The organism is Streptomyces sp. NBC_00154, from assembly GCF_026342835.1.
Classification (GTDB): domain Bacteria; phylum Actinomycetota; class Actinomycetes; order Streptomycetales; family Streptomycetaceae; genus Streptomyces.
In genome coordinates this window covers 7618455-7643705 of the sequence record NZ_JAPEMI010000001.1, presented here as the reverse complement: position 1 = coordinate 7643705, position 25251 = coordinate 7618455, and the positions used below count along the sequence as shown (strand labels likewise).

19 protein-coding genes and 3 pseudogenes are annotated in these 25251 nt (G+C 69.1%); 11 read left to right on the top strand and 11 right to left on the bottom strand.

What is annotated here, in order from left to right:
* Positions 1-22: 22 nt before the first annotated feature.
* Together OHA03_RS34360 and OHA03_RS34355 are read right to left on the bottom strand one after the other, a co-directional pair.
* Entirely contained in the window at positions 23-3907 is a 3885-nt protein-coding gene (locus OHA03_RS34360; RefSeq protein WP_267007566.1) for a S8 family peptidase, read from the bottom strand.
* A 77-nt stretch (positions 3908-3984) separates the two neighbouring features.
* Positions 3985-6243 carry a M4 family metallopeptidase gene (locus tag OHA03_RS34355; RefSeq protein WP_267007565.1) on the bottom strand — a complete coding sequence of 753 codons (2259 nt, stop codon included), beginning with the start codon at positions 6241-6243 and terminating at the stop codon, positions 3985-3987.
* A 732-nt stretch (positions 6244-6975) separates the two neighbouring features.
* Between OHA03_RS34355 and OHA03_RS34350 the strand changes: the two genes are divergently transcribed.
* Positions 6976-7476: a bifunctional 2-polyprenyl-6-hydroxyphenol methylase/3-demethylubiquinol 3-O-methyltransferase UbiG gene (locus OHA03_RS34350; RefSeq protein ID WP_267007564.1), complete on the top strand. Its 501-nt coding sequence runs from the start codon at positions 6976-6978 to the stop codon at positions 7474-7476.
* A 64-nt stretch (positions 7477-7540) separates the two neighbouring features.
* Complete coding sequence (locus OHA03_RS34345; protein ID WP_267007563.1) at positions 7541-7729, top strand: hypothetical protein; 189 nt, start codon at positions 7541-7543, stop codon at positions 7727-7729.
* Positions 7730-8045: 316 nt separating this feature from the next.
* Here OHA03_RS34345 and OHA03_RS34340 read toward each other — a convergent pair.
* The 3 genes and pseudogenes from OHA03_RS34340 to OHA03_RS34330 form a co-directional block, all read right to left on the bottom strand.
* Positions 8046-8290: pseudogene (locus OHA03_RS34340) on the bottom strand (response regulator); the annotation flags it as partial.
* A 147-nt stretch (positions 8291-8437) separates the two neighbouring features.
* Positions 8438-9487, bottom strand: coding sequence for a CU044_5270 family protein (locus tag OHA03_RS34335; RefSeq protein ID WP_267008262.1), 1050 nt, complete (start codon positions 9485-9487; stop codon positions 8438-8440).
* Positions 9488-9518: 31 nt separating this feature from the next.
* Positions 9519-10142 (bottom strand): RNA polymerase sigma factor, encoded by a 624-nt coding sequence (locus OHA03_RS34330; RefSeq protein WP_267007562.1) that lies wholly within the window; start codon positions 10140-10142, stop codon positions 9519-9521.
* A 1272-nt stretch (positions 10143-11414) separates the two neighbouring features.
* Here OHA03_RS34330 and OHA03_RS34325 point away from each other — a divergent pair.
* From OHA03_RS34325 to OHA03_RS34310, 4 genes are all read left to right on the top strand, one after another.
* A complete protein-coding gene (locus OHA03_RS34325) occupies positions 11415-12158 on the top strand; it encodes a response regulator transcription factor (protein ID WP_267007561.1) in 744 nt (247 codons plus the stop codon).
* Complete coding sequence (locus OHA03_RS34320; protein WP_267007560.1) at positions 12145-14151, top strand: cell wall metabolism sensor histidine kinase WalK; 2007 nt, start codon at positions 12145-12147, stop codon at positions 14149-14151. The genes OHA03_RS34325 and OHA03_RS34320 overlap by 14 nt, the downstream gene beginning before the upstream one ends.
* A 123-nt stretch (positions 14152-14274) precedes the next feature.
* Positions 14275-14712, top strand: a complete 438-nt coding sequence (locus OHA03_RS34315) for a hypothetical protein (RefSeq protein ID WP_267007559.1) — start codon at positions 14275-14277, stop codon at positions 14710-14712.
* Between the two features lie 75 nt (positions 14713-14787).
* Positions 14788-15423 carry a class F sortase gene (locus OHA03_RS34310; RefSeq protein WP_267007558.1) on the top strand — a complete coding sequence of 212 codons (636 nt, stop codon included), beginning with the start codon at positions 14788-14790 and terminating at the stop codon, positions 15421-15423.
* Between the two features lie 64 nt (positions 15424-15487).
* Here the strand turns inward: OHA03_RS34310 and OHA03_RS34305 are convergent, their stop codons facing one another.
* From OHA03_RS34305 to OHA03_RS34295, 3 genes are all read right to left on the bottom strand, one after another.
* A complete protein-coding gene (locus tag OHA03_RS34305) occupies positions 15488-16702 on the bottom strand; it encodes a transposase (protein ID WP_267007557.1) in 1215 nt (404 codons plus the stop codon).
* 151 nt (positions 16703-16853) lie between these two features.
* Positions 16854-17510 carry a response regulator transcription factor gene (locus OHA03_RS34300; protein ID WP_267007556.1) on the bottom strand — a complete coding sequence of 219 codons (657 nt, stop codon included), beginning with the start codon at positions 17508-17510 and terminating at the stop codon, positions 16854-16856.
* Positions 17507-18634 (bottom strand): sensor histidine kinase, encoded by a 1128-nt coding sequence (locus tag OHA03_RS34295; protein WP_267007555.1) that lies wholly within the window; start codon positions 18632-18634, stop codon positions 17507-17509. Before OHA03_RS34295 ends, OHA03_RS34300 begins: the two co-directional genes overlap by 4 nt.
* 230 nt (positions 18635-18864) lie before the next feature.
* Between OHA03_RS34295 and OHA03_RS34290 the strand changes: the two genes are divergently transcribed.
* The gene (locus OHA03_RS34290) at positions 18865-19224 is read left to right on the top strand and encodes a DUF6223 family protein (RefSeq protein WP_267007554.1); all 360 of its coding nucleotides are present in this window, start codon (positions 18865-18867) and stop codon (positions 19222-19224) included.
* Positions 19225-19271: 47 nt separating this feature from the next.
* Here OHA03_RS34290 and OHA03_RS34285 read toward each other — a convergent pair.
* Positions 19272-19553: pseudogene (locus tag OHA03_RS34285) on the bottom strand (amino acid permease); the annotation flags it as partial.
* A gap of 121 nt (positions 19554-19674) precedes the next feature.
* On the opposite strand from OHA03_RS34285, the gene OHA03_RS34280 reads away from it, so the two are divergent.
* On the top strand, positions 19675-20865 hold the full coding sequence (locus OHA03_RS34280) for an NAD(P)/FAD-dependent oxidoreductase (protein WP_267007553.1): 1191 nt from the start codon (positions 19675-19677) through the stop codon (positions 20863-20865).
* Positions 20866-20911: 46 nt separating this feature from the next.
* On the opposite strand, the gene OHA03_RS34275 is transcribed toward OHA03_RS34280, so the two are convergent.
* A complete protein-coding gene (locus OHA03_RS34275; protein WP_267007552.1) occupies positions 20912-22126 on the bottom strand; it encodes a transposase in 1215 nt (404 codons plus the stop codon).
* A gap of 60 nt (positions 22127-22186) precedes the next feature.
* Here OHA03_RS34275 and tnpA point away from each other — a divergent pair, with 60 nt between their 5' ends.
* From tnpA to OHA03_RS34260, 3 genes are all read left to right on the top strand, one after another.
* Complete coding sequence (tnpA, locus tag OHA03_RS34270) at positions 22187-22615, top strand: IS200/IS605 family transposase (RefSeq protein ID WP_267007551.1); 429 nt, start codon at positions 22187-22189, stop codon at positions 22613-22615.
* Positions 22616-22718: 103 nt separating this feature from the next.
* Entirely contained in the window at positions 22719-23657 is a 939-nt protein-coding gene (locus tag OHA03_RS34265; protein ID WP_267007550.1) for a sigma-70 family RNA polymerase sigma factor, read from the top strand.
* Between the two features lie 471 nt (positions 23658-24128).
* Positions 24129-24569 carry a hypothetical protein gene (locus tag OHA03_RS34260; RefSeq protein ID WP_267007549.1) on the top strand — a complete coding sequence of 147 codons (441 nt, stop codon included), beginning with the start codon at positions 24129-24131 and terminating at the stop codon, positions 24567-24569.
* A gap of 7 nt (positions 24570-24576) precedes the next feature.
* Here OHA03_RS34260 and OHA03_RS34255 read toward each other — a convergent pair.
* Positions 24577-25241 (bottom strand): annotated as a pseudogene (locus tag OHA03_RS34255) (transposase); the annotation flags it as partial.
* Positions 25242-25251: the final 10 nt, after the last annotated feature.

Genomic DNA, 25251 nt, shown 5'->3' with positions numbered 1-25251 from the left:
GTCACCGGTGGTTGCCGGCGACTCATTTGGGGCCGCGCTGCAGGAATGCGCGGACCACGGTCTGCTGGATACTGTCGCCGGCCGCGTCCGTTGCGGTCACCCGCAGTGTCACGTACGCGTCGCCGTGTATGTACGACGGCCGCAGGAGTTTGGCGATGAACTGCCCGTCGCTGCCGCGCCGCGCGACGTGCACCGTTGTCCAGTTCTTCCCGTCCTCGTAGGACGCCTCGACCTTCAGCTTCACCCCTCGCGGGGCGGGCATCCCGTCCTGCATGCGGACGTTGAAGCCGACCTTGTGGGTGCGCGCCCGGTCCACCGCGTTCTTGGCGTCGACCGGTACGACATAGTCGAGCTGGAGCAGGGGCAGCATGGTCGCGCGGGCCGCGGTGTCCGAGTGGAACGTCCACGACGTGTGCGTGTCGGTGGCGAAGTGCCAGTCGTCCGATTCGCGCGCCGTCGTCAGGTCCAGTTTGTATGTGGCCTTGCCCGGGGGCACCTCCAAGTTGCCCCAGGCGCCGTTGTTGGACGCGGTAATCTGCTTGCCATTGCGGTACAGCACCGCTGTGGCGGTGTCGGGCACCGTGTCGAGCCCGCTGTTGTTCGCCGTGGCCGTGCTGGTGCCGCCTTCGCCGCCGACGCCGCCGCCGAAGGCCGGCAACTCGGAGAACGACCAGTGTCCGGTGCCGGAGTCGTTGAACTCCGGCACGTACACCGACAGGGTGTCGCCGTTGCGCACCGACTTCAGGGCGAAGCCGCGCGGGATCGAGGGGCGGACCACCGCTCCGAACCATCGCTCCGTGGCGTGCTGACCGGGCCGGTAGGTGTGCGGGGAGTCCTGCGACCCGGCGTGCAGGGCGAAGTCGACGTTCCAGACGACGTTGTGGTGCACCGTGTGGTTCCACAGCGTGTCCGCGTCGCTGCTGACGTACTCGAGGCGTTCCTGACCCACCGGCACGTAGCGGCTGTACTGGTTCCACGCGGTGTCCTGGTACTGCCGCCATCCGAACCGCTGCTCGCTTGCCCAGGTCGAGGCGCCGGTGCGGGTGTAGGTGGCGCGGACCTGCGCGGTGTTGCGATCCGAGACGGTGTAGACCATCTGCTGGGGGATGGAGCCCTTCGAGACCGGCATCACATCGTACAGATACGGGCTGTGCACCGTGCCGGAGAACTCCAGCGTCGTGGTGCCCTTCTTGATGCGATCCAGCAGGGCGCCCCCGTTCTTCCAGTTGGTCCGCATCGAGGGCAGCTCCAGGCGGTCACCGTCCGGTTGCCACCGGGTCCAGGCGGCGCCTCCGGCCGGCTCCCAGGCGAAGAGCACCGCTTTCGCCCCGGCCGCAGCCGCGAGCCGCGAGAACCCGGCATAGTCGCCCGTGGGCCAGGAGTATCGGGCCACGGCCAGCTTGCCGCGCACATTGCGGAGATCGGGCGCCGTCACCGACCCGGCGTCCACGGCGGTCAGCCGCGCGCCCTGGTCCCCGAAGACCGGGGAGAACGGCTCGTAGTACGGGGTGAATCCCTCCGAGCTGCCGGAGATCTTCGCCCGCAGCTGCGGGGCCGTCATCTGCCAGCGCGAGGTGTACTCGAAGGCACCGTCGGTGACCGGAGCGGTGGGGCTGACGTAGAGATGATTGACGGTGTCGAAGTACAGGGCGCCCTGGAGCAGGCCGTGACCGTCGATCTGGCGGTACAGCATGGTGCTGATGACGCCGTGCTGCTCGGCGGGGCGCGGTGTGCGGATCTTCACCTCCGTGACATCGGCGGCGTTCAGCGTCACCGTCGTGTCTTTGGTGACCTTGACCTCGGGGACAACGACGTCGCCCACCTGGTCACCGTCCGAAGTCGTTTCGTAGAAACCTGAGTTGAGGTAGTACGTGCCTTCTTCGACGACGGCGACCGCCGCGTCCCTGTCGGTGTACTGCGCCCAGCCGGCGGGGCTCCAGATGTTCGGCAGCGCGCCCGGCACGACCTGGCCGTTGCGGTCCCGGACGACCACGGTCAGCCGGTGCTGCGGGGCGTGCACCACGAGGGAGACCGTGGTGTGCGCCACCACGTCGCCGGCCGCGGATTTCGCGGTGACGTATCCGTAGAAGTTGCCGCGGACGGCGTGCGTTGCGTCGGTGCGCAGCGGCACGTCGGCGGTGGCCCCGGCGGCCAGTTGTACGGTGCTGGAGCCGAGGCTGACCACTCCGGGCGGGAGCGCTCTGCCGGTGTCGGTGGCCAGGCCGGCCGTCAGGGAGAGGGTGAGCGGCTGATCGCCTGTGTTGGTGTAGTGGATGGTGGCGGTCTGCTGCTGCCGGGCCGCGCCGCCGATGTACAGCGGGTTCAGGGTGACGGAGCCGGTGGCCGTGACCGCGCCGATGGCCGTGGCGAGGTCGATGCGACCGCCACCCTGCTCGGTCACCTTGGTGCCAGGCACCACGTGGGCGGTGCTGGTCAGGGCGTCCCTGAGCTGCTGCGCCTGCCAGTCCGGGTGCTGCTGGGCCAGCAGGGCGGCGGCGCCGGCGACGTGCGGGGTGGCCATGGAGGTCCCGGACAGCGAGACATAGTTGGCGTCGACCGGGTCGCCCAGGGTGGTGCCGGCCGCGCGGGCGGCGACGATGCCGACGCCGGGGGCCGTCACGTCGGGCTTGACCGCCCCGTCGCCGAAGCGCGGGCCCCGGCTGGAGAAGGGGGCGAGGGAATCGTCACGGTCGACGGCCCCCACGGTCAGCGCGGCGTCGGCGGCGCCCGGCGTGCCGACGGTGGACGTCCCCGGGCCGTCGTTGCCCGCCGCGACGACGAAGAGCGTGCCGGTGGAGGCGGTCAGGGTGTTGACGGCCTCGCTCAGCGGGTCGGTGCCGTCGGTCTCGATGGACGCGCCGAGGCTCATGTTGACGACCTTGGCGTGCTCGTCGGTCGCCCACTCCATGCCGGCGATGATGCCCGACTCGTCGCCGAAGCCGTTGTCGTCCAGGACCTTGCCGATCAGCAGGTCGGCCTTGGGGGCGACACCGCGGCGGGTCCCGCTGGACGCCGCGCCGCTGCCGCCGACGATCGAGGCGACGTGCGTGCCGTGGCCGAAGTGATCACCGGTGTTCCCACTGCCGGAGAAGTCCTTGGCCTGCGTGATGCGCCCGGCGAGGTCGGGGTGAGTGACGTCAACGCCGGTGTCCAGCACGGCCACCTTGACGCCCTGGCCCTCGTAGCCCGCCTTCCACGCGGTGGGGGCGTTGATCTGCGCGGTGCTGCGGTCCAGCAGCGCCTTCACCTTGCCGTCCAGTGAGATCCGCGGGGTGACCGCCGCGCGGGCGGCGTCCGAGGATCCGCCCGGGTTCAGTGTCTTCCAGAACGTGCCCAGGTCGTGGTCGGCGATCCGCAGCGATCGCGCGTGGATGCTCTCCAGGTCGCGAGAGGGGGTCGCGGCCGCCTTGAGCGCCACGAGCCGGTCGGCCGTGGCCGTGGCGGCCTTCGACGCCTGCGCCGTGACTCTGGCTCCGGCCCGTGACGGTACCGGCTGCGAGGAGACGATCAGTGGCAGCGCGGTGGTGTGCGCCTCGTCGTAGCCATCGGCGATCAGGGCCGTCACATCGAACAGGCGTCGGTCGAGGGTTCCTGCGGACACCAGCCCTTGGGCGTCGAACGGCATCACGGTCAGTGCCTTGTCGTCCCCCTCCAGCGTCCGGAAGGGGACGTGCTCGCGTCCGGGGCCGGGCTGCACCGACGCGGTGTGCCGGCCGCCGGGCAGCGTCGTCACGGTCACCCGGTCGCCAGTCACCAGCCGTACGGTCGCGGAGTGGGCCGCCGGCGCGGCGGTGGGCGGGGTGGCGGTCCCGGTGCGGTCCGGCTGCGCCCCGAACGCGGCTGGCACGGCTCCGGCAACCAGCATCAATCCCGCTGATATTGCCGCCTTCAGGCGGAATTTGAGCATGGGTCAGATACCTCTCGTATGGCTGGAATGGTCGGGCTGGAATCCCCAGCACTGTCCGGCTGGGGACGAGGCACCGCTCAGAAAGTGAGCTTCCAGCTGTTGATGTGGCCGCTGTCCAGGTGGTACGCGTCCTGAACCTTCAGCTTCCAAGTGCCGCTGGCGGTCTCACCGGAGGCATTGACGGTGTAGGTGGCGACGACGTTGGCGGCCGAGTCGAAGCCGTTGGACTTCTTCAGGTGGTAGAGGCTGCCGTCCGGGGCGACCAGGTCGACGACCAGGTCACCGCGGTAGGGGTGCACGATGTTGACGCCGACCGCCAGGGTGCTCGGCGCGTTACCCGCCCGGCCGGCGACCTTGATCGGGGAGTACACGGCCGCGCCGGCGTCCGGGACCTGCACGTCGGTGGTGTTCGTGAAGACGTTGCCGCCGGCCGTGGAGACACCCCAGCCGAAGGTCGCCGAGCCGGCGACCTTGAAGGAGTCCGTGGCCTTGACCGTCACGGTACTGAGGCCGACACCCGTCGGCGTGCCGGAGATCAGGCCCGTGGTCGCGTTGATCGACAGACCCGCCGGTAGGCCGGTGGCGGAGTACGTCAGCGCTCCGGGATTGTTGCTACCCGCCTGGACCTGCACGCTCACGGGGGTCTTGACGACCGTGTTCTGGTCCGCCGGCTTGGTGACCGTGACGCGGGCCACGACGCCGATGGCGGCCCAGGTGTCGGCGACCGTCTTGTAGGTGGCGCTGCCGGCGCCCCACAGGTCGGCGGCGGCCTGCAGGGTCTGGGTACGGGCGCCCGAGTAGTCGGTGGTGGAGGTGAAGCGCTCGGTCAGGGCCTTGTACCAGAGCTTGGCGGCGTTCTCCCGGCCGATGCCGGGCACCGCCACACCGTCGGCGGTGGGGCTGTTGTAGCTGACGCCGTTGATCACCTTCGCGCCGCTGCCCTCGGACAGCAGGTAGAAGAAGTGGTTCGCCGGGCCGGAGGAGTAGTGCACATCCAGATTGCCGAGGCTGGGGGACCAGTTGTCCGGCGAAATACCGTCCCGCGAGGGCTTGTCCTGGTAGCGCAGCGGGGTGCCGTCACCGTAGAGGTCGATCTTCTCGCCGATGAGGTAGTCGCCGGCATCGCTGGCGTTGTCGGCGTAGAACTCGACCGACGTGCCGAAAATGTCCGAGGTCGCCTCGTTGAGACCACCGGACTCACCCCCGTACACCAGACCCGCCGTGGCGGCGGTGACGCCGTGACTCATCTCGTGGCCGGCGACATCGACTGAGGTCAGCGGGTGGTTGTCGCCGGCGCCGTCACCGTACGTCATGCAGAAGCAGCCGTCGTCCCAGAAGGCGTTCTCATAGCCGACGCCGAAGTGGGTGCGGGAGTAGGCAGCGACACCGTCGTTGCGGATGCCGCTGCGGCCCATCACGTTCTTGTAGAAGTCCCAGGTGACTTGCGCGCCATAAGCGGCGTCCACACCGGCGGTCTCGGCGTTGGACGGCGAGCCGTCCCCCCAGGTGTCGGTGGAGTTGGTGAACAGGGTGCCGGTACCCGAGCCGCCGTGGCTCAGGTCGTACGTCTTGTGTCCGCCACGGGTGTTGTCGGTCATGCTGTACGTCGAGCCCGACAGCGTGGTCCCCAAGGTGACCTTGCCGCTGTACTCACTGTTGCCGGCGCCGGTCTCGATCCCCTGATACTCGAACAGCTTGACGCCGGTCTTCGCATCCGAGATGACGTGCAGCCGGCTCGGGGTGCCGTCGTGCTGTAGACCGCCGACCACGGACTCCCAGGCCAGGACCGGGGCTCCGGAGGCCGCCCAGACCACCTTGCGGGAGCTGGTTACCGTCGGGCTGGTGGCCCCTTTGGCCTTGGCGCGGCCGATCGCGAGGGTTTTCGCCGAAGCGGCGGAACGGGTCGCGGTGATGCTCGGCACGCTGATGCGCGCGTTGGTGGCCTTGTCGGCCCCTTTCGAGGTCCCGTCGGCAGCCGTGTGCACGATCAAGTCGCCGCCGAGGACCGGGAGTCCCGCGAAGGTGCGCTCGTAGCGGGTGTGCACGGAGCCATCGGCGTCCTTGAGGACCGACTTGGGGACCAGCTGTTCCTGTGCTCCCAGGTGCAGCGACCGGGCGGTGGCCGCTCGGTCCGCCAGAGCCGCTCCGAGGAGCCTCGCCTGCTCCGCGGCTGAGAGCTGGACGGGCAGTGCGCCTGCCCGGGGCTGGACCCGGACCGCACTGGCGTGTGCCTGGGGCGTACCGGCCATCGCGGTGCCGGACGACGCGGTGACAGCGAGCACCGTTGCGCCAGCTATCAGCGCGCCTGCAACCGACTTGCGAGGGGATCGTCTCACTCGGACTCCTTCTGCGGCGGCCACTGGATGGCGGCCGGCGAACAGCTTGGGTAGGGGGCGTTCGGCGCTGCTCGGTTGGAACTGACGGCGTGGATAGGCCATATGTGGCCGCTGTGGGGGCGATTACTGCGCTGTAAAAAACACGATGCGTACGGCTAGAGGTAAAACCCTCCGAAAGGATTGGCTAACAGTGCCTGAAGCGTCACTAGTGCCGGGTGTCGTACCTGCGACATGTCTCATTAGCGACACGCGTCGCCCGCACGCCGCCGCGACACTGTCAGCGCGACGTGGACCGTCAGGAATTACGTGTGTCCCGTCCCGAAGGAGCCGCCTGTCGGGCTGGCCTCGATCCGCTCACCGACGCGATCCGCACCATCACCCTCTCCTGGCCGGTAACCTCATCCGGCCTGGTCTGAGCCACGTGCGTGCTCTCCGCACTGTCGGATGCCTTGCTGACGCAGTGCTCTGGCCGACAGGACAGGAATCCCAAAACCACGGCCCCCATACCGGCACGCTGACGTGGCGCGCCACACCGTCCCGTCGCAGGATTACCCGATCCCGTATTTCACCCAGATCCTGGCGCCGTCGGCCGAGGTGAATGGCGTCACCGAACGGTGTGATGTGACTCGCAACTACCGAACAAAGGTGCAGAGTTGGGGTCGGGATTGTGCAGCGCTTCGCCGGTCCTTTCCCGGGTTCGGCACGTCGGCGACGTCTCGGCAGGATGGTGCGATGACAAGCCCGAATCAACGTGACCTCGGACGGGTATTCAACGAGGTGCCGGAGCTCAACTACCGGGTTCGGCCGGGATATCCTGACGAGTTGTTCGCGGACCTCGTCACCGTCACCGGCAGGGACGAAAGGTCGTCGGTGCTTGAGGTGGGCTGCGGTAGCGGTCAGGCGACGCGTTCGCTGGCAGTGCTCGGCTGCTCAGTGACCGCCATCGAGCCAGGAGCGGAAATGGCTGCACTCGCTCGCCAACGGATCGCCACCTTCCGGAAGGTCGAAGTCGAGACGTCGACGTTTGAGGAGTGGGACGACCGCGGTGGACGCTTCGATGTCCTCGTGGGTGCGTCGGCGTGGCCCTGGGTCGACCCGTCGATTGGTTGGCAGCGAGCGCACGACGCGCTCTTTCCCGGAGGCTGGATGGCGCTGCTCGGCAACGTCGTTGTCCGCCGGCCGGGAGAACCGGAGGTGTACGCCGAGACCGCCGATCTCCTAAAGCCGGTGTAGCCGAGGTGCCTTCTACAAGCGGCCGGCCAGACGGCGACGTTGAGTGTGGGAGACGATGTTGCCCATGCGCTACTTCAACCTGACGGGCTGGCTCGCCATCTTCAACGGCACGGAGTCCGCGATCGGGCGCACCGTGGCTGTCGAGACCTGGGACGAGAGCACCGGCACGGCTCTTGTCGTCGACCCCGCAGCGTGGTGCGCTGCGCCCGGTCACGGACTACCCAGCGGAGCCCCATGTTTCCTGACCGTGTGACGCACGCCACGGGAACCTGCCCTGCCGTCCGGACAAAGCTTGACGTGGACTACTCATTGCACACCCGAATACGGGCAGGCGAACCCGAGGCGTTCCGCGAGCTCTTCCGTGACCACGCGTCCACCGGCACGCGGTGCGTCTGACCGGGGACCCCCGCGGGTGCGGGGAGCAGTTGCGGCCGGCGACCGTCTTCTCCATGGACGCAGGCCTCGCGGGTGCGGGGAGCAGGCGGGTGCCGGCGCGAACACCGTGCCGATCTCGGGACCATCCCCTGCGGGTGCGGGGAGCAGCCGTCCTTCTTGTACGTGGACTCGACCTTGTCGGTGACCATGATGACCGGGACGTTTGAGATGTGGCGCAGTTCGCGGCACACCTCGAGTCCGGAGAGGCCGGGCAGGACCCAGTCCAGGAGGATCAGGTCGGCCCCGTCGCTGTGGAACTGCTGCAGTGCATTCGGACCAGTGATGGCGACACCGGTCTCGAAGCCCTCCCTGCGTAGCAGGTAGGAGAGGGTTTCGCCGATGGCTTCTCATCATCCTCCAGCACGAGAACGCGGGGCATCTGGTCTCCAGTTCCAGTCCAGCAGGGGGGCCTGCTTCCAGGCCCCCCCTGCACAAACACATGTGGCCGGCCGGGCCAGGAATTGCCGTGGGTACTCGCGCCGCTGGTCGAGGCGCCGCCTCCCGGCACCTCGACCAGCGGCTATGACTACGGGCGCTGCTTGACCTTGTCCACGACGGCGTAGCTGTCGAGGGAGGAGAGCTGGTCGTAGGTCTTCCCGCCGCCGCTGTCGGAGGTTCGGGTGCTCTTGAAGCCGAGGAACTCGTGCGTGTCCTTGGCGAAGATGAATACCGTGCCCCAGGTCCATTCCTGGCTGTCATCCTTGTAGGAGACCGCGATACCAGCCCGCCCCTTGGCGTCCTTCACGCCGGGGGTGGCAGTAATGCCTGGGATCATGGCGAGTGCCTCGAAGGCGGCAGGCCGCAGCCCCTCGGGCATTACCGGTGTCCGGTAGAGCAGACCGGCCAGCGCGAAGTGGATGTCCGGCCATTCCTCCCTCTTGATTTCGGCAACCGACTTCGGCTGTGTCTTGGGCGGGCCGTCCGGCGTCCGCACGGCAAGGATCAGCTTTTCCGGATCAGTGGGCAGCTTTGCGAGGGAGCCCCAGTCGGCCGGCGGCCAGACTTTCTCGTGGCGCTTTGCCGGCGGAGCCCACCAGCCCTTGCCGATCTCCATGACCCACGAGCGCTGGGAGCCGTTCACCGACTTCCAGTTCTCGTCCACATAGGACTTAGTCGTGCCGGACTTGCGCTCTGTCTCCTTCACGGTCTCTTTCGTGTAGATGAACTGATCGCCGCGCGGGGCAACGGCCTTCTCATGTTCACGCTCACGTACGGCAGCGGCATTGAGCACGGTTGCTGCGTTGACCGGCTGCATGCGGGGCGAGTCAACGGCCGGCGATGCGACGGTGCCCGGGGCGCTGTCGTCGAGGACGCTCACCCCGGTAGCAGCGACGGCGACGGCAGCGGCGGCTGCCAGAGCCATGCGCAGCACCGGTCGGCGACCAGTACGGGAGCGGAGGCGGGCGCCTTCGGTGAGCGGTGACGCGTCGGCGTCTCGCTCTTTGTTGAAGGTCATGTCATTCCTTTCGGAAGGCTGCCGGATCGAAGGAGCGCGATGCTCGGCTGCTTCCTGACTGATCGCTGTCAGCAGCCGTTCCCGGCCTGTCACCAGCCGGCCCCTGTCCGGGCGGGGCATTTCGGCACGCATCTGCCGCAGCAGTGTCATTTCATCCACGGGTGAACTCCTCGCATGCCGTGGTGGGGTCAAAGCCACCGAGTGCTTTCCGTGCCTTCTTGCGCGCGCGGTTCAACCGGGAGCGGACCGTCCCGATAGGGATGCCCAGCGCCTGGGCCACTTCGTCGTAGGACAAGGACTCCCACGCGATCAGCAGCAGCACATCCCGGTCACCTGTGGAGAGATGAGCGAGCGCGGCGGCGAGCTGGCGGCTAACTGCCGCGGCGGCGACCCGGCTGTCCGTGCTGTCGTGGTAGTCCACAACCACCGGGTCTACGGCTGTCCTGGCCAGCACCCGGTACTGCATCACCTCTGATCGCCGGTGCCCGGCGATCAGATTGCTGGCGATCCCGTACAGCCACGGGCGAACGCTCCCCCGGGCCGGGTCGAAGCGATACCGCCGACGAAACGCGACCAGGAAGGTCTCCGCCGTCACGTCATCCGCCAGCCAGTCCCCCAGACGCCTGGCAACGTACCGGTGGATGTCCGGCGCATACCGGTCATACAGTTCGGCAAACTGCTGCGGATCACCTCGCGACTCCAGCACCAGGACCGCATCCTCAGCCGGACCCTGCCGACCCCCCGTCTGGGAAGGCGCTGTCACATCGGGCTCCATTCGTCTCACATCTCCGGGCGACTCTCACGGCCCCGTCAATCCCTGTCCGCACGAGCAGGGAATCGAGTTCACGCCAACGCCCTCCCCCAGACAGGGAAACCACCACCGCGACCAAGTTCGATTTCCGACATAGCAGGCGCCACGTAAGAACATGCAGCTGCCGGTGGAGCGCCGCTACGTTTCCGCCCAGGTCAGACAGTTGGGCCCATAACTCGTTGGTGAACGCGAAACCACCACGCCGCAGCGACGTCGTCTCAGCACACCCCGACGCAAGGGCCACGGCCAGCCAGCGCCACACCGTACATACACAGGCCCCCGCCGTATCGGCGGCGATCCGCACATGCACAGACGCCAGCTTGCCGGACTCATCCAGAGCGAGCAGACGACGCACCACTACCTGGCGTGCCAAGACCCGGTCACGGGAGGGCGACACAAGCGACAAAGCCCGCGCAGCGGCGCGCTGATATCCCTCACCACACGGATGACACCCAACCCACCGACACCAACCCACCCACTCACACGACGGACCAGGCGCCGGACGCGGGCGATCCCCCTCGGACGGGGTGACCTCGGCGCGGGCCCAGTCGTAACCCTCGGTCATCGACCGCAGCTTCTCCCCCTGTACGTAGCAGGCCGTCGAGGTAGCACGGAGTTCGGGGAGGTAGGAGGCGTCGGTGGCGAAGTGGTCGCAGCCCGCGCAGCGGGCAGGTGCCTCCACCGGCGGCGACGTTCGAGGGCTCGGAGCAGGTGCCGAAAGGGACGTGGACCGAGCCGACCACCCGACGGGTGCGCTCGGCGTCGAGGAGCGCGCAGGGTCTCCGCGACCTTGGCGAGGCCGTTGACGTGCTGGCGGGCGTGCGAGGAGGTGCTCTTGGAGCGGATTCTGGACAGGTAGTCGCGGGCCCAGCGCTCGGCACTCTCGGAAGCCCGGGAGAACGACGTGGAGCAGGACCGCGGGGGAATCTGGACCGACGCCTCTATCGCGCCCTCGAAGCCGACCCTGCTTCCGCCTGAGACCTTCGGCCACCTCGTGGTCGAGCTGGGCCGCCGGCAACTTGTCCGAACACCTTGGGCCTTTGTTTCGGGAAAGCTCTGCGCCAACGCCAGTCTCAACTGGGTGAGCGTCAGCGGGCAGGCGCGCTGGGACCGTCCGGCTACTGCGCTCCGAGGAGTACCCCGTCGACCCGCACGACAACACCCCGCTGGCGGGAGGCATCCCCCGCGCGGGCTCGCCCACCGGACCGCACCCCGCACTCGCCTACGATCGACCTCGTGTGCGCAAACGTGATAGTCGCCGAAGACGACGAGAAGCAGGCCGAACTCGTACGCCGTTACCTCGAACACGAGGGCCACGCGGTCACGGTCGTCGGGGACGGGCTCGCCGCGCTCGACGAGGTGCGGCACAAAGACAAAGAGCCCGACCTACTTGTTCTCGATGTGATGATGGAGCGGGCGGACGGTCTGGACGTGCTGCGTGTGCTGCGTGCCGAGCGCCGGGAACTGCCCGTCCTGATGCTGACGGCCCGCACCACCGAGGACGATCTGCTGCTCGGCCTCGACCTCGGCGCCGACGACTACATGACCAAGCCGTACAGCCCGCGTGAGCTGATGGCCCGGGTCCGTACGCTCCTGCGCCGCACCCGCCGGACACCGGATGCGCCCCCCGCCACCGGCGCCACCGACGAGGTGCTGTCCGTGGGCGCGCTCCGGGTCGACCCCGTCCGGTACGAGGTGTCGGTCGACGGGGCGTACGTGGAGTGCACCCCCGGCGAGTTCCGTATCCTCGCCGCGATGGCCGCCGAACCCGAGCGGGTCTTCAGCAGACAGCGGCTCCTGGAGGAACTGCACGGCTTCGACCGGTACATCAGCAACCGCACGGTCGACGTGCACATCATGAACCTGCGCAAGAAGATCGAGCCCGCGCCGCGCAAGCCGACCCGGCTGCTCACCGTCTTCGGCGTGGGTTACAAGCTGACCGACCCGGCCACCAAGAGGGCGCCGCGTGCCTCGTCGTAGCCGGAAGGACCGGCGTGGCCGGCCGTGGGACCCGCAGCGGCTGCCGCTCCGCAAGAGCCTGCTCGGACGACTGCTTGCCGTATCGGTGCTGGTGGCGGCCTGTTCGGTGGCGGCCACCGCATGGCTCGCCGTCCAGACCACCTCCGGCGCGATCAAGCAGGAGCAGGGCCAGAACCTGACCGCCGACGCCCGGATCTACAACGAACTGCTCGGCTTCGCGGCGGGCCACCCCCGATGGGACGACGTCGGGGCGACGGTGCGTGATCTGGCCCGCCAGTCGGATCGCCGGATCGCACTGACCACCCAGAACCGGGAGGTCATCGCCGACTCCGCGGCCAGGTCCTCGCCGCCGGCGTTGCCCACGCAGGCCTCCGCGATCGTCGACCCGCTGTCTGTGGACACCGCGCTCGCGGCGCAGACCGCCGGTACGAGCGACACAGCGGCCGACCGCGTCGACCCGCGGGCCGTCGGGCCGTTCCGGTTGCCGACGGCGGAACGTACGCAGTTGCGCCGAGCCGCCGACGAAGTCGTGTCGTGTCTCAATGATGTAGGGATCGCCTCGGACGTCGTCGAGGGGCCTAGCGGGCGCCCTCGCATCCAGATCGTGGGCAACGATCCCGACCGCATCCTGGGCACCAGATGCAGCACCGACGCACTGGACGAACCCACCAGGACCGAGAAGAAGGCGCTCGGCACGCTCAACAAGCTGGCCAATGCCTGTCTGGACCGCCAGGGCCGGACGGTCGTCCACCTGCGGCTGGACCTCTCCTGGGACCAGGGAAGCAAGCCTGAGCCGAGCGCGGCACCGGTCCGCCGGTCCTCCGCCCCCACACCCGTACCGGCCGTCCGGAGCAGTGACGCCGACCGGGCCATCGCGTCGTGCGTGGGCACCGCCCGCCACGAGCAGTTGAGCTCGTATGTCGCCTCGCCCGCGCTGCTGTTCATCGGGGACGCGAACGGCGCCACCGTGCCCGGTTTCGACCTCTCACCGGCGAACACTGCTCGGATCGCAGGCGTCGCCGCCCTCGTCCTCGCCCTCACCGTCGGTGCTTCGGTGCTGGCCGGGGCCCGGCTCGTACGTCCGCTGCGGGCGCTCACGGGGGCCGCCCAGCGGATGCGGGACGGTGAGGAATCGGCGGCCGTACTGGTCGCCGATGACAACGAGATCGGGCGCCTGGCCGCAGCCTTCAACGACATGACGGCGCACCGTGCGCGCCTCGAGGAACAGCGCAAGATGATGGTCAGCGATGTCGCCCACGAGCTGCGTACCCCGCTGAGCAACATCCGCGGCTGGCTGGAGGCCGCACAGGACGGCCTGGCCGACCCCGAGCCGGCGTTCATCTCCTCACTCCTGGAGGAAGCGGTCCAGCTGCAGCACATCATCGACGACCTCCAGGACCTGGCCGCGGCCGACGCGGGCGCGCTGCGTCTGCACCCGGAGCCGGTACGGATCCTCGACCTCCTCGGACAGATCACCGCGGCGCACCGGGCCCGGGCCGAAACGGCCGGTGTCACCCTGACGGTACGCAGGCCGGCGCCCGGATCCCCGTCCCCCGAACTGACCGCCGACCCGGTGCGACTGCGGCAGGCCATCGACAACCTGGTGTCCAACGCGGTGCGTCACACGCCGTCGGGGGGACGCGTGACCCTGTGCGCGTACGGCACCGAGTCGGGTGACGAGGTGGTCGTGGACGTCGCCGACACGGGAACCGGTATCTCGGCCGAGGACCTCCCGTACGTCTTCGACCGCTTCTGGCGAGCCGAGAAATCCCGGACCCGCCGCACCGGCGGCAGCGGTCTCGGCCTGGCGATCGTCAGGAAGCTCGCCGAGGCGCATGGTGGCGGCGCGAGCGCGGTGAGTACGCAAGGGGAAGGCTCGGTCTTCACGCTACGGCTGCCGGCAGGCCGGCCAGCGAGCGAGCCGGTGCAGGTCCCGGGCCGGCAACCAGAGGGCGCGGACCGTCGGGGATCGTCCATCGGTCATCCGGGCTGATGCGATGACCACAGCGCTCTGACAGCTTCTTCACAAGGTCCCGCCAGGCTGACGGCATGTCCGGCGCCTGGTGCGAATCGGCGTCCAGGCACCACCAAAGCCGGGCTGGAACTGGAGCCATGTATGTCCCACCGTCCCCGAATGTCCTTGCGCACCGCCGTCCTGACCGCTGTCGCGGCGGGCGCGGTACTCGTCCCGTCGGCCACGGCCGTCGCATCGGTCGCCTCCGACGCAAAGCCCAAGCCTTCGGTGGCCGCCACCGAGCGGACCCCGGCGCCCGCCAGGGGAACCGATGCGGGCAAGCCCACCCGGGGCGAGGCGCCGTCGGCGGCGCCCCGTGGCGGCGTGGCCGCGGGCGACCGGCCCAGTGCGGTCCCGGCCCGTCCCTCGAAGCGCGACTCCGCCGAGCCCCGTGGCGGAGTGGCCGCGGGCGAGCGCCCGTTGGGAACGACGAGCGACAACACCACTGCCCTCGCGGGCTCGGCCGCTGCCGCGTTCGTCCTGGCGGGCGCGGGCACCCTCGTACTGCGCCGCCGCGCGGCCGCGCACCGCAACGGCTGACCACCAGCAGTGGCGCCACCCTGAGGGGCGGCGCCACTGCCTGTTCCCGCACCTCCTCTCCGCACTGGAACCCACATGCCCCGTACGCACCACCGGCTGCGGCGATCCGCCGCACACCCGACGCACGTCTGCCTTGCCCTCGTCCTCGCTCTCGCACCACTCACCGGCTGCATGACCCACGCCGCGGAGGAACCAGCCCACGCCCCCTCGCACCGCTCCGCCACCACGCCGCCGTCCGGCTTCTCCGTCACCCCCAGGGCCGAACAACCCGCGGCTCCCACCCAAGTGGCCATCCCCTCGATCGGCGTGACGAGTTCCCTGATGCGACTCGGCCTCAACACGGACGGCACCGTAGAAGTCCCACCGGCGGAGAAGGGCATGACAGCAGGCTGGTACACGGGAGGCGCGATCCCCGGCGAGCGCGGAGCAGCCGTGGTCATCGGGCACAACGACACCCGATTCGGCAGGGCCGTCTTCCACGATCTGAAGAAGATCGGCAAGGGCGCGGACATCGTCATCCGCAACGAGCGAGGTCAGGTGGCCCACTTCACCGTCACCGGCACGGAATCCGTGAGCAAGAAGGCGTTCCCCACGAAGAAGGTGTACGGCGCGACCGACGACCGCGTCCTCCGCCTCATCACATGCGACGGCGCATTCGACGCCCAGGGCCACCCGGTGGACAACCTCATCGTGTACGCGACGCTGCGCTGAGGCGCCTCCACAGCCGTTGGTACGCCGGTGGCTCCTCCCCGCCCTGAAGGGACGGGGCTTCTCGCTATGCCGTGTGGGCGTTGCGACGGACCAGCCCGGCCCGTAGAACATTGAGTGCTCCCACTGTGTCGGCGTGCGCCGTGTGTCCGCACGACTGGCAGAGGAAGGTCTCCTGTGTGGGCCGGTTCTCCTTGGAGACGTGCCCGCATTCGGGGCAGGTCCGGGAGGTGTTGCGGGGGTCCACGGCGATCACTTCCCGTCCGGCGCTTTCAGCCTTGGCGTACAGGATCGTCAGGAACACCCCCCATCCGGCGTCGGCAATGCTGCGGTTGAGTCCAGCCTTCGCCGCTGCCCCATTGGGCAGGAATGCGCCCGCCTGCTCGGGGTCGGGCTTCGGTGCGGGGGCCCTGCTCATGTTGCGGATCTCGAGGTCTTCGTGCGCGATGACATCGTGCGCCCGGACCAGGTCGAGCGCGGTCTTGTGCGCGTGGTCGAGCCGCTGGCGACGGACCTTGCCGTGCAACCGGGCGACCTGGTCCACTGCGCGCTGGTGGTTCCTGGTGCGGTCCTTGGCCTTGCGGCGCGGGAACCTGGACAGGGCCTGCTGTGCGGCTTCGAGTTTCGCAGCAGCGCGGTGGCCGTGGCGCGGGTTGGAGACGAACTCGCCGCCCGAGTCGGCAAGGAAGTTGGCTATGCCCAGGTCGATACCGACCACGCTGCCGGTCGTCGGGAGCGGTTCGGCCTGCTCCTGTTCGGCGGTCAGCACGACGAACCACTTGCGGCCCTCACGCTTGACCGAGACGGTCTTGACCCTGCCGACCACCGCACGGTGCTGGTTAACCCTGACATGCCCGACCCCTTGCAGCCGCACGCGGGTGACAGGGTCGTGCGGGGTGGAGTCCCACCGACAGCCGTCCCCGTCCTTCGGGAACTCCACCATGCCGAACCAGCTCACCGAACGAAAGCGCGGACAGCCGGGCGTCTGACCGGACTTGATCCGGCGGAAGAACGCGGCGAACGCTTTGTCCAGCCGGCGCAGCGTCGCCTGCTGCGAGGAGAACGACCAGCGCCCCTGACGCTCAGGATCGAACGCCCTAATGTCCTTCAACTGCCCGGACTGCATCCCGTACCGGACGGTGGTCCTCGATACATGCCGGTAGGCATCCCGTCGCTCCTGTAACGCCCCGTTGTAGAGCGAGCAGTGATCCCGCAGCATCTCGCCAAGCGCGATCTGCTGGCCCGTGGTGGGCCGCATCAGGAACTTGTACGCACGAATCATCCAGCCCACCCCCCCTTTTGGGTCAGTCCGGTCAACATAGCTGGCGCCACTGACAACGCAGAGAACTCCGGCGCTCCACGCCTCCGGGCCAGGGATCGCATTCCCGCCCGGCCTGAAGGCCGGGATTCCCCGCGAAGATCAGGGATGGATGTCAGGAGTTGCGCGGAGTCACCAGGCCGGATTCGTAGGCGAGTACCACGAGTTGGGCGCGGTCGCGGGCGTGGAGTTTGGTCATGGCCCGGTTGATGTGGGTCTTCGCGGTCACTGGACTGATCACCATGCGGGCGGCGATCTGGTCGTTGGACAGACCCTGCGCGACCAAGGTGACGGCCTCGCGTTCGCGGCTGGTCAGCTCGTCCAGTCCGGTGTCGGCGACGAGCGGCTGGGTGACGTACTGGTTGATCAGCTTGCGGGTGATGGACGGCGCGAGCAGCGCGTCACCGCGGGCGGCGACACGCACAGCGTGCACAAAGTCGTCCGGCACGATGTCCTTGACGAGGAAACCGGCGGCGCCGGCGCGCAGCGCGTCCAGGACGTACTCGTCCATGCCGTAGTTGGTGAGGATGACGACGTGCACCGGGGCAAGCGCCGGGTCCGCGGCGATGCGCCGCGTGGTCTCGATGCCGTCGACGACCGGCATCTGGATGTCGATCAGCACAACATCGGGCAGGTGCTGCTTGGTCAGCGCCAGGCCCTGCTCGCCGTCGGCTGCCTCGGCCACCACCTCGATGTCGTCTTCAAGGTCGAGGAGTGCACGGAATCCGCTGCGAATGAGCGGCTGGTCGTCGACGAGCAGGACACGGATCACGACGCTCGCTCCACGGGGAGTTCGGCCTGGACGGTGAAGCCGCGCTCGCTGCGCGGCTGCGCGCGCAGCCGGCCGCCGAGGGCGGTGACGCGTTCGCGCATGCCGAGCAGCCCCAGGCCGGGCCTCGGCACCGTATCCGGCGTGGCCTTGCCGTCGTCATCGATCTGGATGGCGAGTGAGTCGGCCCGGTAGTCGATGCGGACCGACGCGGTCGGGGCACAGGCATGCCGGGCGATGTTGGTCAGCGCCTCCTGAACGATCCGGTAGGCGGTCCGGCCCACCGCGGCCGGCACGTCGGTGCGCTCTCCCTCGATCGTCAGCGTGGCTTCAAGGCCCGCCCTGTTTGCCTGCTCCACCAGCTCCGGAATGTGGTCGAGCCCGCGGGGCGGGGTGGTGTCGTCATCGCGCAGCGCCTCCAGAGTGGCGCGCAGCTCCCGGGTCGCCTCACGTCCGGCCTCCTGGATCGCCAGCAGGGCCTCGGGTACCTGTTCGCCCCGCCTGCGGGCCACGTGGACGGCGACTTCAGACTGCACCTTGATGATCGAGATCTGGTGGGTGAGCGAATCATGCAGCTCCCGCGCGATGTGCAGCCGCTCCTCATCCGCACGGCGCCGCGCGGTCTCCTCCCGGGTGCGCTCGGCTTCGTCCGCCCGTTGCTCGGCCTGCCGCAGCGCCTCCCCCGCGGCAAACGCGGCGATCAACCAGGCAACCTCCAGGACGTGTCGGGCCTGCGCCAACGCCTCGCCCGCAGGCCCATCGTGGAAGACCAGGGCAGTGAGGAGAAGAACGACCAGCATGGTCACGGACGCCGCCACCGTGACGGCCCGGTGCCCGGCCCGCACCGCGCCGTACACCGCAACCAGGTACGAGACGGCGAGCACGTCGAAACCCACCGCCTGATACCCCACCGCACACAGCCCGGTGACGGCCAGGACGGTCAGCGGAGCGCGGCGACGCGCGGCCAGCGCGAGGCCGCCGGCTGCCAGCAGCGCGTAGCCGAGCATGTCGGGGTCCGTGCCGGGGCGCTCTTTCGACAGCCCGGTGCCCAGCAGCAGGGCCGCCACACCGAGGGCGATCGCCCAGTCTCTGACACCGGCCGGGACGCCGAACCGTCCTTTGTCCATGCGCGCACCTTAACCGGGTGTCGCTGCGGGCAAGTCCCGCTCGTGGACGAGCGGCCGGCTACCGCGCCCGCAGTATCCGGGCGGCTTCTGCCGCATCCGCAGCAGGCGTCTGCGGCATCGGCGGCAGCGCAAAGTGACTGCGTCTACGGGACGACCGGCGGTGCGGTCTGCGGACATGCTCAAGTCACAGCGAAACCCTGGGATTGTCCTGCGAGAAGAAGGAGAGAGGCATGAACGCATCAGACGTTTTGATGGCGGCTGCCGAGGGCGGAGTCATCGGCGACGGGCGGACCGGCGCCAACCTGGCCCTCGGGGTAGGGCTGGTCGGCGTGGCCATCGGCTGGCTGGCCCTGGCCCGCGCCGCCGGCCGGATCAGCACCGGCAACGCGCGCACCGGCGCCATGTCGGCCATGGCGGCGGGGCTGGCAGGCACGGTCCTCGCGGTGCTGCACCTGGCCACCTCCAGCGGCGGTCCCGGCACCGGCAACGGCCTCGTCGGAGCCATTGCGGCCGTCCCGTTGGGACTGATCGCCATCGTTCTCGGCCGCCGGGTGCTGACCCGCTCCCGCCGCACCGTGCTGACCGGCTGACCGGCTGACCGGCTGACCGCAGCGAATACGAGCGCGGCCGGACACGGTCAGGCGCGGGCCGCGAGACCGCGCCCTATGCCGTAGGCGACAGCACCAAGCGCCGGCACCGCGGCCCCGGAGATCACCGAGGAGACGGGCAGGACGAAAGCCAGGATCAGGCAGCCGGCCAGCCCAAGGACCGGGAATGACCCGTGCGGGGCGGCCTTCTTCCGAGGCCAGGGTCCAGGCAGAGACGATGGCGACGGTGTAGTACACGAGCACCCCGAACGACGAGAAGCCGATCGCCCGCGCACATCCGTCGTCGCGGCCACCACCGCCACGACGGCGCCGGCGTCTGTCGGAGGCTCAGCCGCCCCTCTTAGTTCGGTGACCCGCGTCACACCAGGCTCCTGTCAGCAATCGGGGCGCCGTCTCGTTCAAAGGGCACGCGAACGAGACAGGAGCAACGCCATGAAGCACCGCATCGTCGTACTTGGCGCCGGATACGCCGGGGCCTTCGCCGCCGGAAACCTGGCCCGCCGGCTCTCCCCCGCCGACACCGAGATCACCGTCGTCAACGCCGTGCCCGACTTCGTTGAGCGGATGCGGCTCCACCAGCTCGCGATCGGCCAGGACCTCGCGTTCCGCAAGCTCGCCGACGTATTCGCGGGCACCGGGGTGCGGCTGCGCCTGGCGCGCGTCACCGGCGTCGACCCCGAGCGCAGGACCGTCGCCGTGACCGGCGAGGACGGCGACGGCGAACTCGCGTACGACACGCTTCTCTACGCGCTCGGCAGCTCCGTAGCCCACCATGGCGTTCCCGGCGTGGCCGAGTACGCCTTCGATGTGACCGGCCGGTCCTCGGCGCTGCGTCTGCGCGAGCGCCTGGCGGGCCTGGGCGAGGGCGGCACCGTGCTGGTCGTCGGTGAGGGGTTGACCGGCATCGAGACCGCCACCGAGTTCGCCGAGTCCCGGCCCGACCTCTCGGTCGCGCTCGCCGCCCGCGGCGAGCTGGGCGCCTGGCTCTCCCCGAAGGCCCGCCATCACCTGCGCCAGGCCTTCGACCGGCTCGGCATCACCGTCCACGAGCACACCGGCATCGAAGCCGTCGAGCCGACACGGGCGATCGCCGCCGACGGTGCGTCCATCCCGGCCGACGTGACCGTGTGGTCGGCCGGGTTCGCCGTGCACCCCATCGCGGCCGCCAGCGGCCTGGAGGTCGCCGAGACCGGCCAGATCGTCGTCGACCGCACCATGCGCTCGGTCTCGCACCCGGACGTCTACGCCGCCGGTGACTGCGCCTACGCGATCGGCGAGAACGGCCGGCCGCTGCCGATGTCCTGCGCCTCGGCCGGCTTCACCAACATGCAGGCGACCGCCGCGATCATCGCGCGCCTGACGAACAGCAAGGTCCCGACCACCGGCCTGAAGTACCACGGCAACCACATCAGCCTCGGGCGGCGGGACGCAATCTTCCAGATGGTGGACGGGGACGTCCGGTCGAAGTCCTGGTATCTGGGCGGCCGGACCGCCGCGCGGCTCAAGTCGGGCGTGCTCAAGGGGGCCGGGTGGAGCATCGCCCACCCGACCTTCGGCATGCCGAAGCGCAAGCGCCGTCTGGCCACCGCGCCTGACCGGGCCGGTGTGACGGTCGCCGCATAGGCTGTTCCGAGTGACTCCTCCTCGCCATAAATGACGGGGCTTCTCGCTAAGCCGGTTTGGCCTCGCGACGGGCCAGCCCGGCCCGTAGAACGTTGATGGCTCCCACCGTGTCAGCGTGCGCCAGGTAGCCGCAGCCTACGCAGTGGAACTTCTCCTGGGTGGGCCGGTTCTCCTTCGCGGTGAGCCCGCATGCGGGGCACCGCCTGGAGGTGTTGCGGGGGTCCACAGCGATCACCTCCCGGTCGGCACTCTCAGCCTTGCTCGTCAGGATCGTCAGGAACACCCCCCAACCGGCGTCAGCTATCGAGCGGTTCAGCCCGGCCTTGGCTGCGGCCCCGTTGGACAGGAACACGCCGGCCTGGTCGGGGTCCGGCTTCGGCGCGGGAGTCTTGCTCATGTTGCGGATCTTGAGGTCTTCGTGCGCGATGAAGTCGTGCGCCCGGACCAGGCCGAGCGCGGTCTTGTGCGCGTGGTCGAGCCGTTGGCGACGCACCTTGCCGTGCAGGCCGGCGACCTTCTCCACCGCGCGCTGATGGTTGCGCGTGCGCTTGTCCCGGCGGACACGAGGGAACCGGCACAGCGCCCGCTGGGCGGCTTCGAGCTTGTCAGCAGCGCACCGGCCGTGGCGGGGATTCTGGACGAAGCCGCCGCCCGAGTCGGCGAGGAAGTTGGCTATGCCCAAGTCGATACCGACGACGCTGCCGGTCGCGGGAAGCGGCTCGGGCCGGTCCTGCTCGGCGGTGAGCACGACGAACCACTTCCGGCCTTCACGCTTCACAGAGATCGTCTTGACCTTGCCGATCACGGCTCGGTGCTGGTTGACCTTGACGTGCCCGACGCCCTGGAGCCGGACGCGAGTAACCGGATCATGCGGAGTGGAATCCCAACAGCAGCCGTCCCCGTCCCTCGGAAACTCAACCGTGTCGAACCAGTTGGCGCCCCGGAACCTCGGGTGGCCGGGGGCGTCACCGGACTTGATCCGCCGGAAGAACGCCTGGAATGCCTTGTCGAGACGCCGCAGGGTGGCCTGCTGACTGGAGAACGACCAGCGGCCCTGACGATCGGGATCGAAGGTACGAATGTCCTTGAGCTGAGCGGACTGCATCCCGTACTTGATCGAGGTCTTCGAGACGTGCCGGTAGGCGTCACGGCGCTCCTGCAAGGCTCCGTTGTAGAGCGAGCAGTGATCCCGCAGCATCTCGCCGAGGGCTTGGGCCTGGCCCACGGTGGGCCTCATGAGGAACTTGTACGCACGGATCATCAGCCCACCCCCTTTTCAGTCGGGTTCGGAGATCACCTTACCATGTGTCAGACTTGGTGGATGTCACCGCGCTGGGAGCCGGATCCCGACATCCGTCGAGGAAACCATGTCATCTACAACCTGCACGTTCACTTGGTGTTTATCACCAAGTACCGCCGTGGCGTCTTCGATGACGAGATGCTGACGCGCTGCGAAGCGATCATGCGGGACGTGTGCCAATCCTTCGAGGCCGAGCTTCGCGAGTTCAACGGGGAGGGCGACCACGTCCACCTGCTCGTGCACTACCCACCGAAGGTTGCCCTTTCCAAGCTGGTGAACAGTCTCAAGGGCGTCAGCTCCCGGTATCTGCGGGCCGAGTACACCGGCCGGATCAACCGGATCGGCACGGGGTCCGTCCTCTGGTCGCCCTCATACTTCGCGGGCTCCTGCGGTGGCGCACCGTTGAGCATCGTCAAGGAGTACATCGAGAACCAGAAGCGCCCGGTCTAGCGCTTCGCGCCAGTCCTCGCAGGGAACTCCGCCGCTTCGCGGCTTCGGGCCCAGGATCGCATTCCCCGGCCGGAAGGCCGGGATTCCCTGCGAAGATCAGTGGATGGACAGCGCAGCCATAGATCGGTTCGAGGCCAGCCGGGGCCGGCTGGCCTCGCTCGCGTACCGTCTGCTCGGCTCGGCCGCCGACGCCGAGGACACCGTGCAGGACACGTTCCTGCGCTGGCTGGCCGCAGACCGCGAAAGGGTCGAGGTGCCGGAAGCGTGGCTGACCAAGGTCGTCACCAATCTCTGCCTCGACCGGCTCCGGTCGGCGCAGGCGCGCCACGAGCGAGTGGCCGGTGTCTGGCTGCCCGAGCCGCTCCTCGAGGGCGACCCGATGCTCGGCCCGGCCGACACCTTCGAGCAGCGCGAATCGGTGTCCTTGGCCGTACTGACCCTCTTGGAGCGCCTCTCGCCGGTCGAGCGGGCCGTCTATGTCCTGCGTGAGGCCTTCTCGTACAGCCATGCCGAGATCGCCGGGATCCTCGACATCACCGAATCCGCGAGCCAGCAGCATGTCCACCGAGCCCGGATCCGGGTCGCCGCCGAGCGCCGCCGCGGCGGCGAGGCCGACCCCGCGGCCGCGCGCCGGGTCGTCAAGGAATTCCTCGCCGCCGCCACGTCGGGGCGCACCGAACGGCTGGTGGCGCTGCTCACCGACGACGTGACGGCGGTCTCGGACGGCGCCGGACTGGGCAAGCGGCTGTTGCGGTACAAGACGCGCGAGCGGGTCGCCTCCTACGTGCGGGCCGGCTTCAAGCCCACGCCGGCGAAGCGGCGGCTGGCCGGCGGCTCGCCCGCGATCCATATCGCGCTGGTCAACGGCTCCCCGGCCGTCCTCGCCGTGGTCGACGACCGGGTCGTGGGCGCCGTGGCGTTCGAAGTCAGCGACGGCAAGGTCGCGTCCCTGCGCGGCATCGCCGCCGCGGACCGGCTCGCGCGCCTCAACAAGGCCTGGCGGCAGCACGAACCCGACGCGCCGGTCATCAACGCATGGTGACCAGAACCACCGGAATCCAGTGACCTGAGTCGGAGCGAGGACGACACCCCTTCGGCCCCCGCGCTGCACAGCAGCACGGGGGGCGAAGCACGTAGATCTCCCGGTCGAGTTGCTGCCGGCGCTGAGCAATCTCAGTTCCCCATGCCCATCGGCGCTCCGCTCCTCGGGACCTGAGCACCTCATCGACGCACCTGCCGCGCTCGGTGAATGCGCTCTGCGCCAACGATTGAGGGCCGTGGCGGACTTCGTCCGTGAACCGGTCGTCGGCACCCCGCAGCAGCCGCACGAACGCCACCAGATCGGCCAGGTGCCGCACGAGGGCCGGGGCCCACAACGAACCAGTTGTCACCACGTGTGGCCGAGGTCCTGCCTTCTATGACCTCATGCGGCCAAGCCGTCAAATCGATCGACAGCCCTCCGCGTCGTCGGCGACGATGCGGTGCCACTGACCACCTCACCCAGGAGCCCTCCGTGTCGTCCAGGAGCGCAGACATCGACTTCACGTTCACGCGCGAGGTCACGGTCCGGTCCACCGTCGACGCCCTGGCGACCACGGGGTGGTCGCTTGAGGAGCCTCTTGGCCTCTCGTACGTAGTGAACGACAACGACGACTCGTACGACTGGCTGTCCACCACCACCGACCGCGCGGAAGAAGTTCTGACCCTCCTGGACTCGCCCGCGAACACGGATTACCACGTCGCCCTCTGCGTCTACCACGCGCAAGCGGAAACGGGCGGTCAGCTCCTCTTCCTCCCGCGCCGCACAGCCTGCAGTTTCATCCCGACCATCAACACGCGGAAGCTGTCCGGCTCGTCCGACTTCACCGACGTGGGCTGGTACCTCCACGCACTGGTGCCGTCCCTACTGACCATTGGGCTGGAGGGCTACGAAGCATGGGACATCGACTTCTGAGGCTAGGTCAGCCGACGGCGGGTGAGGGAAACGCCGTGCCTTCATCAAAGTCGCATCGGTGCAGCAGGCAGCGGTGGAGCTGTCCGAGCATACGGTCGAACAGATGGCGCAGGGCCTGTGCGTGCCAGTCCCCGGTCTTGCGTCGGCGCCGATAGTGGGCGTTGGCACCTGGCGAGTGGGTGAGGGTGGCGAAGGCCCACAGGTATCCGGCGTGATTGAGCCGGTTGTTCTTCACAAACCGGCGCCCGACGTACTTGCGTTTGCCCGAGGCCAGGGTGATCGGGGCCGCGCCGGCGTATGCATTCAGGCCGCCGGCGGTGCCAAATCGGGTGCGGTCGTCGCCGATCTCGGCCAGAGCCGTGCGCCGGCCCCAGGTCCGATGCCGGGAAAGCTGAGCATGATCGGCGCGTCGGGGTGAGTGCGGAAGGCCCGCTCCACCGCCTCGGCCAGCTCGTCGACGGCCTTGCAGACGGCATTCAACTGGACCAACAGGGCCTTGGCCTGGATGCCCATGGCCTCTTCCACCGCCGCCGGCCGGCGCGCGGCCGCCTGCCGGAACAGCGTGTGCAGACGCTCGGCGTCCTCGTTGATACCGCGCCGGCGGCCCGCGTTGTGCATCATCAGCCGGAGCTTCCACAGCGGGAGCTCGGCGGTCAGGGCCGGGGTCGGTGCCGCCCCGAGG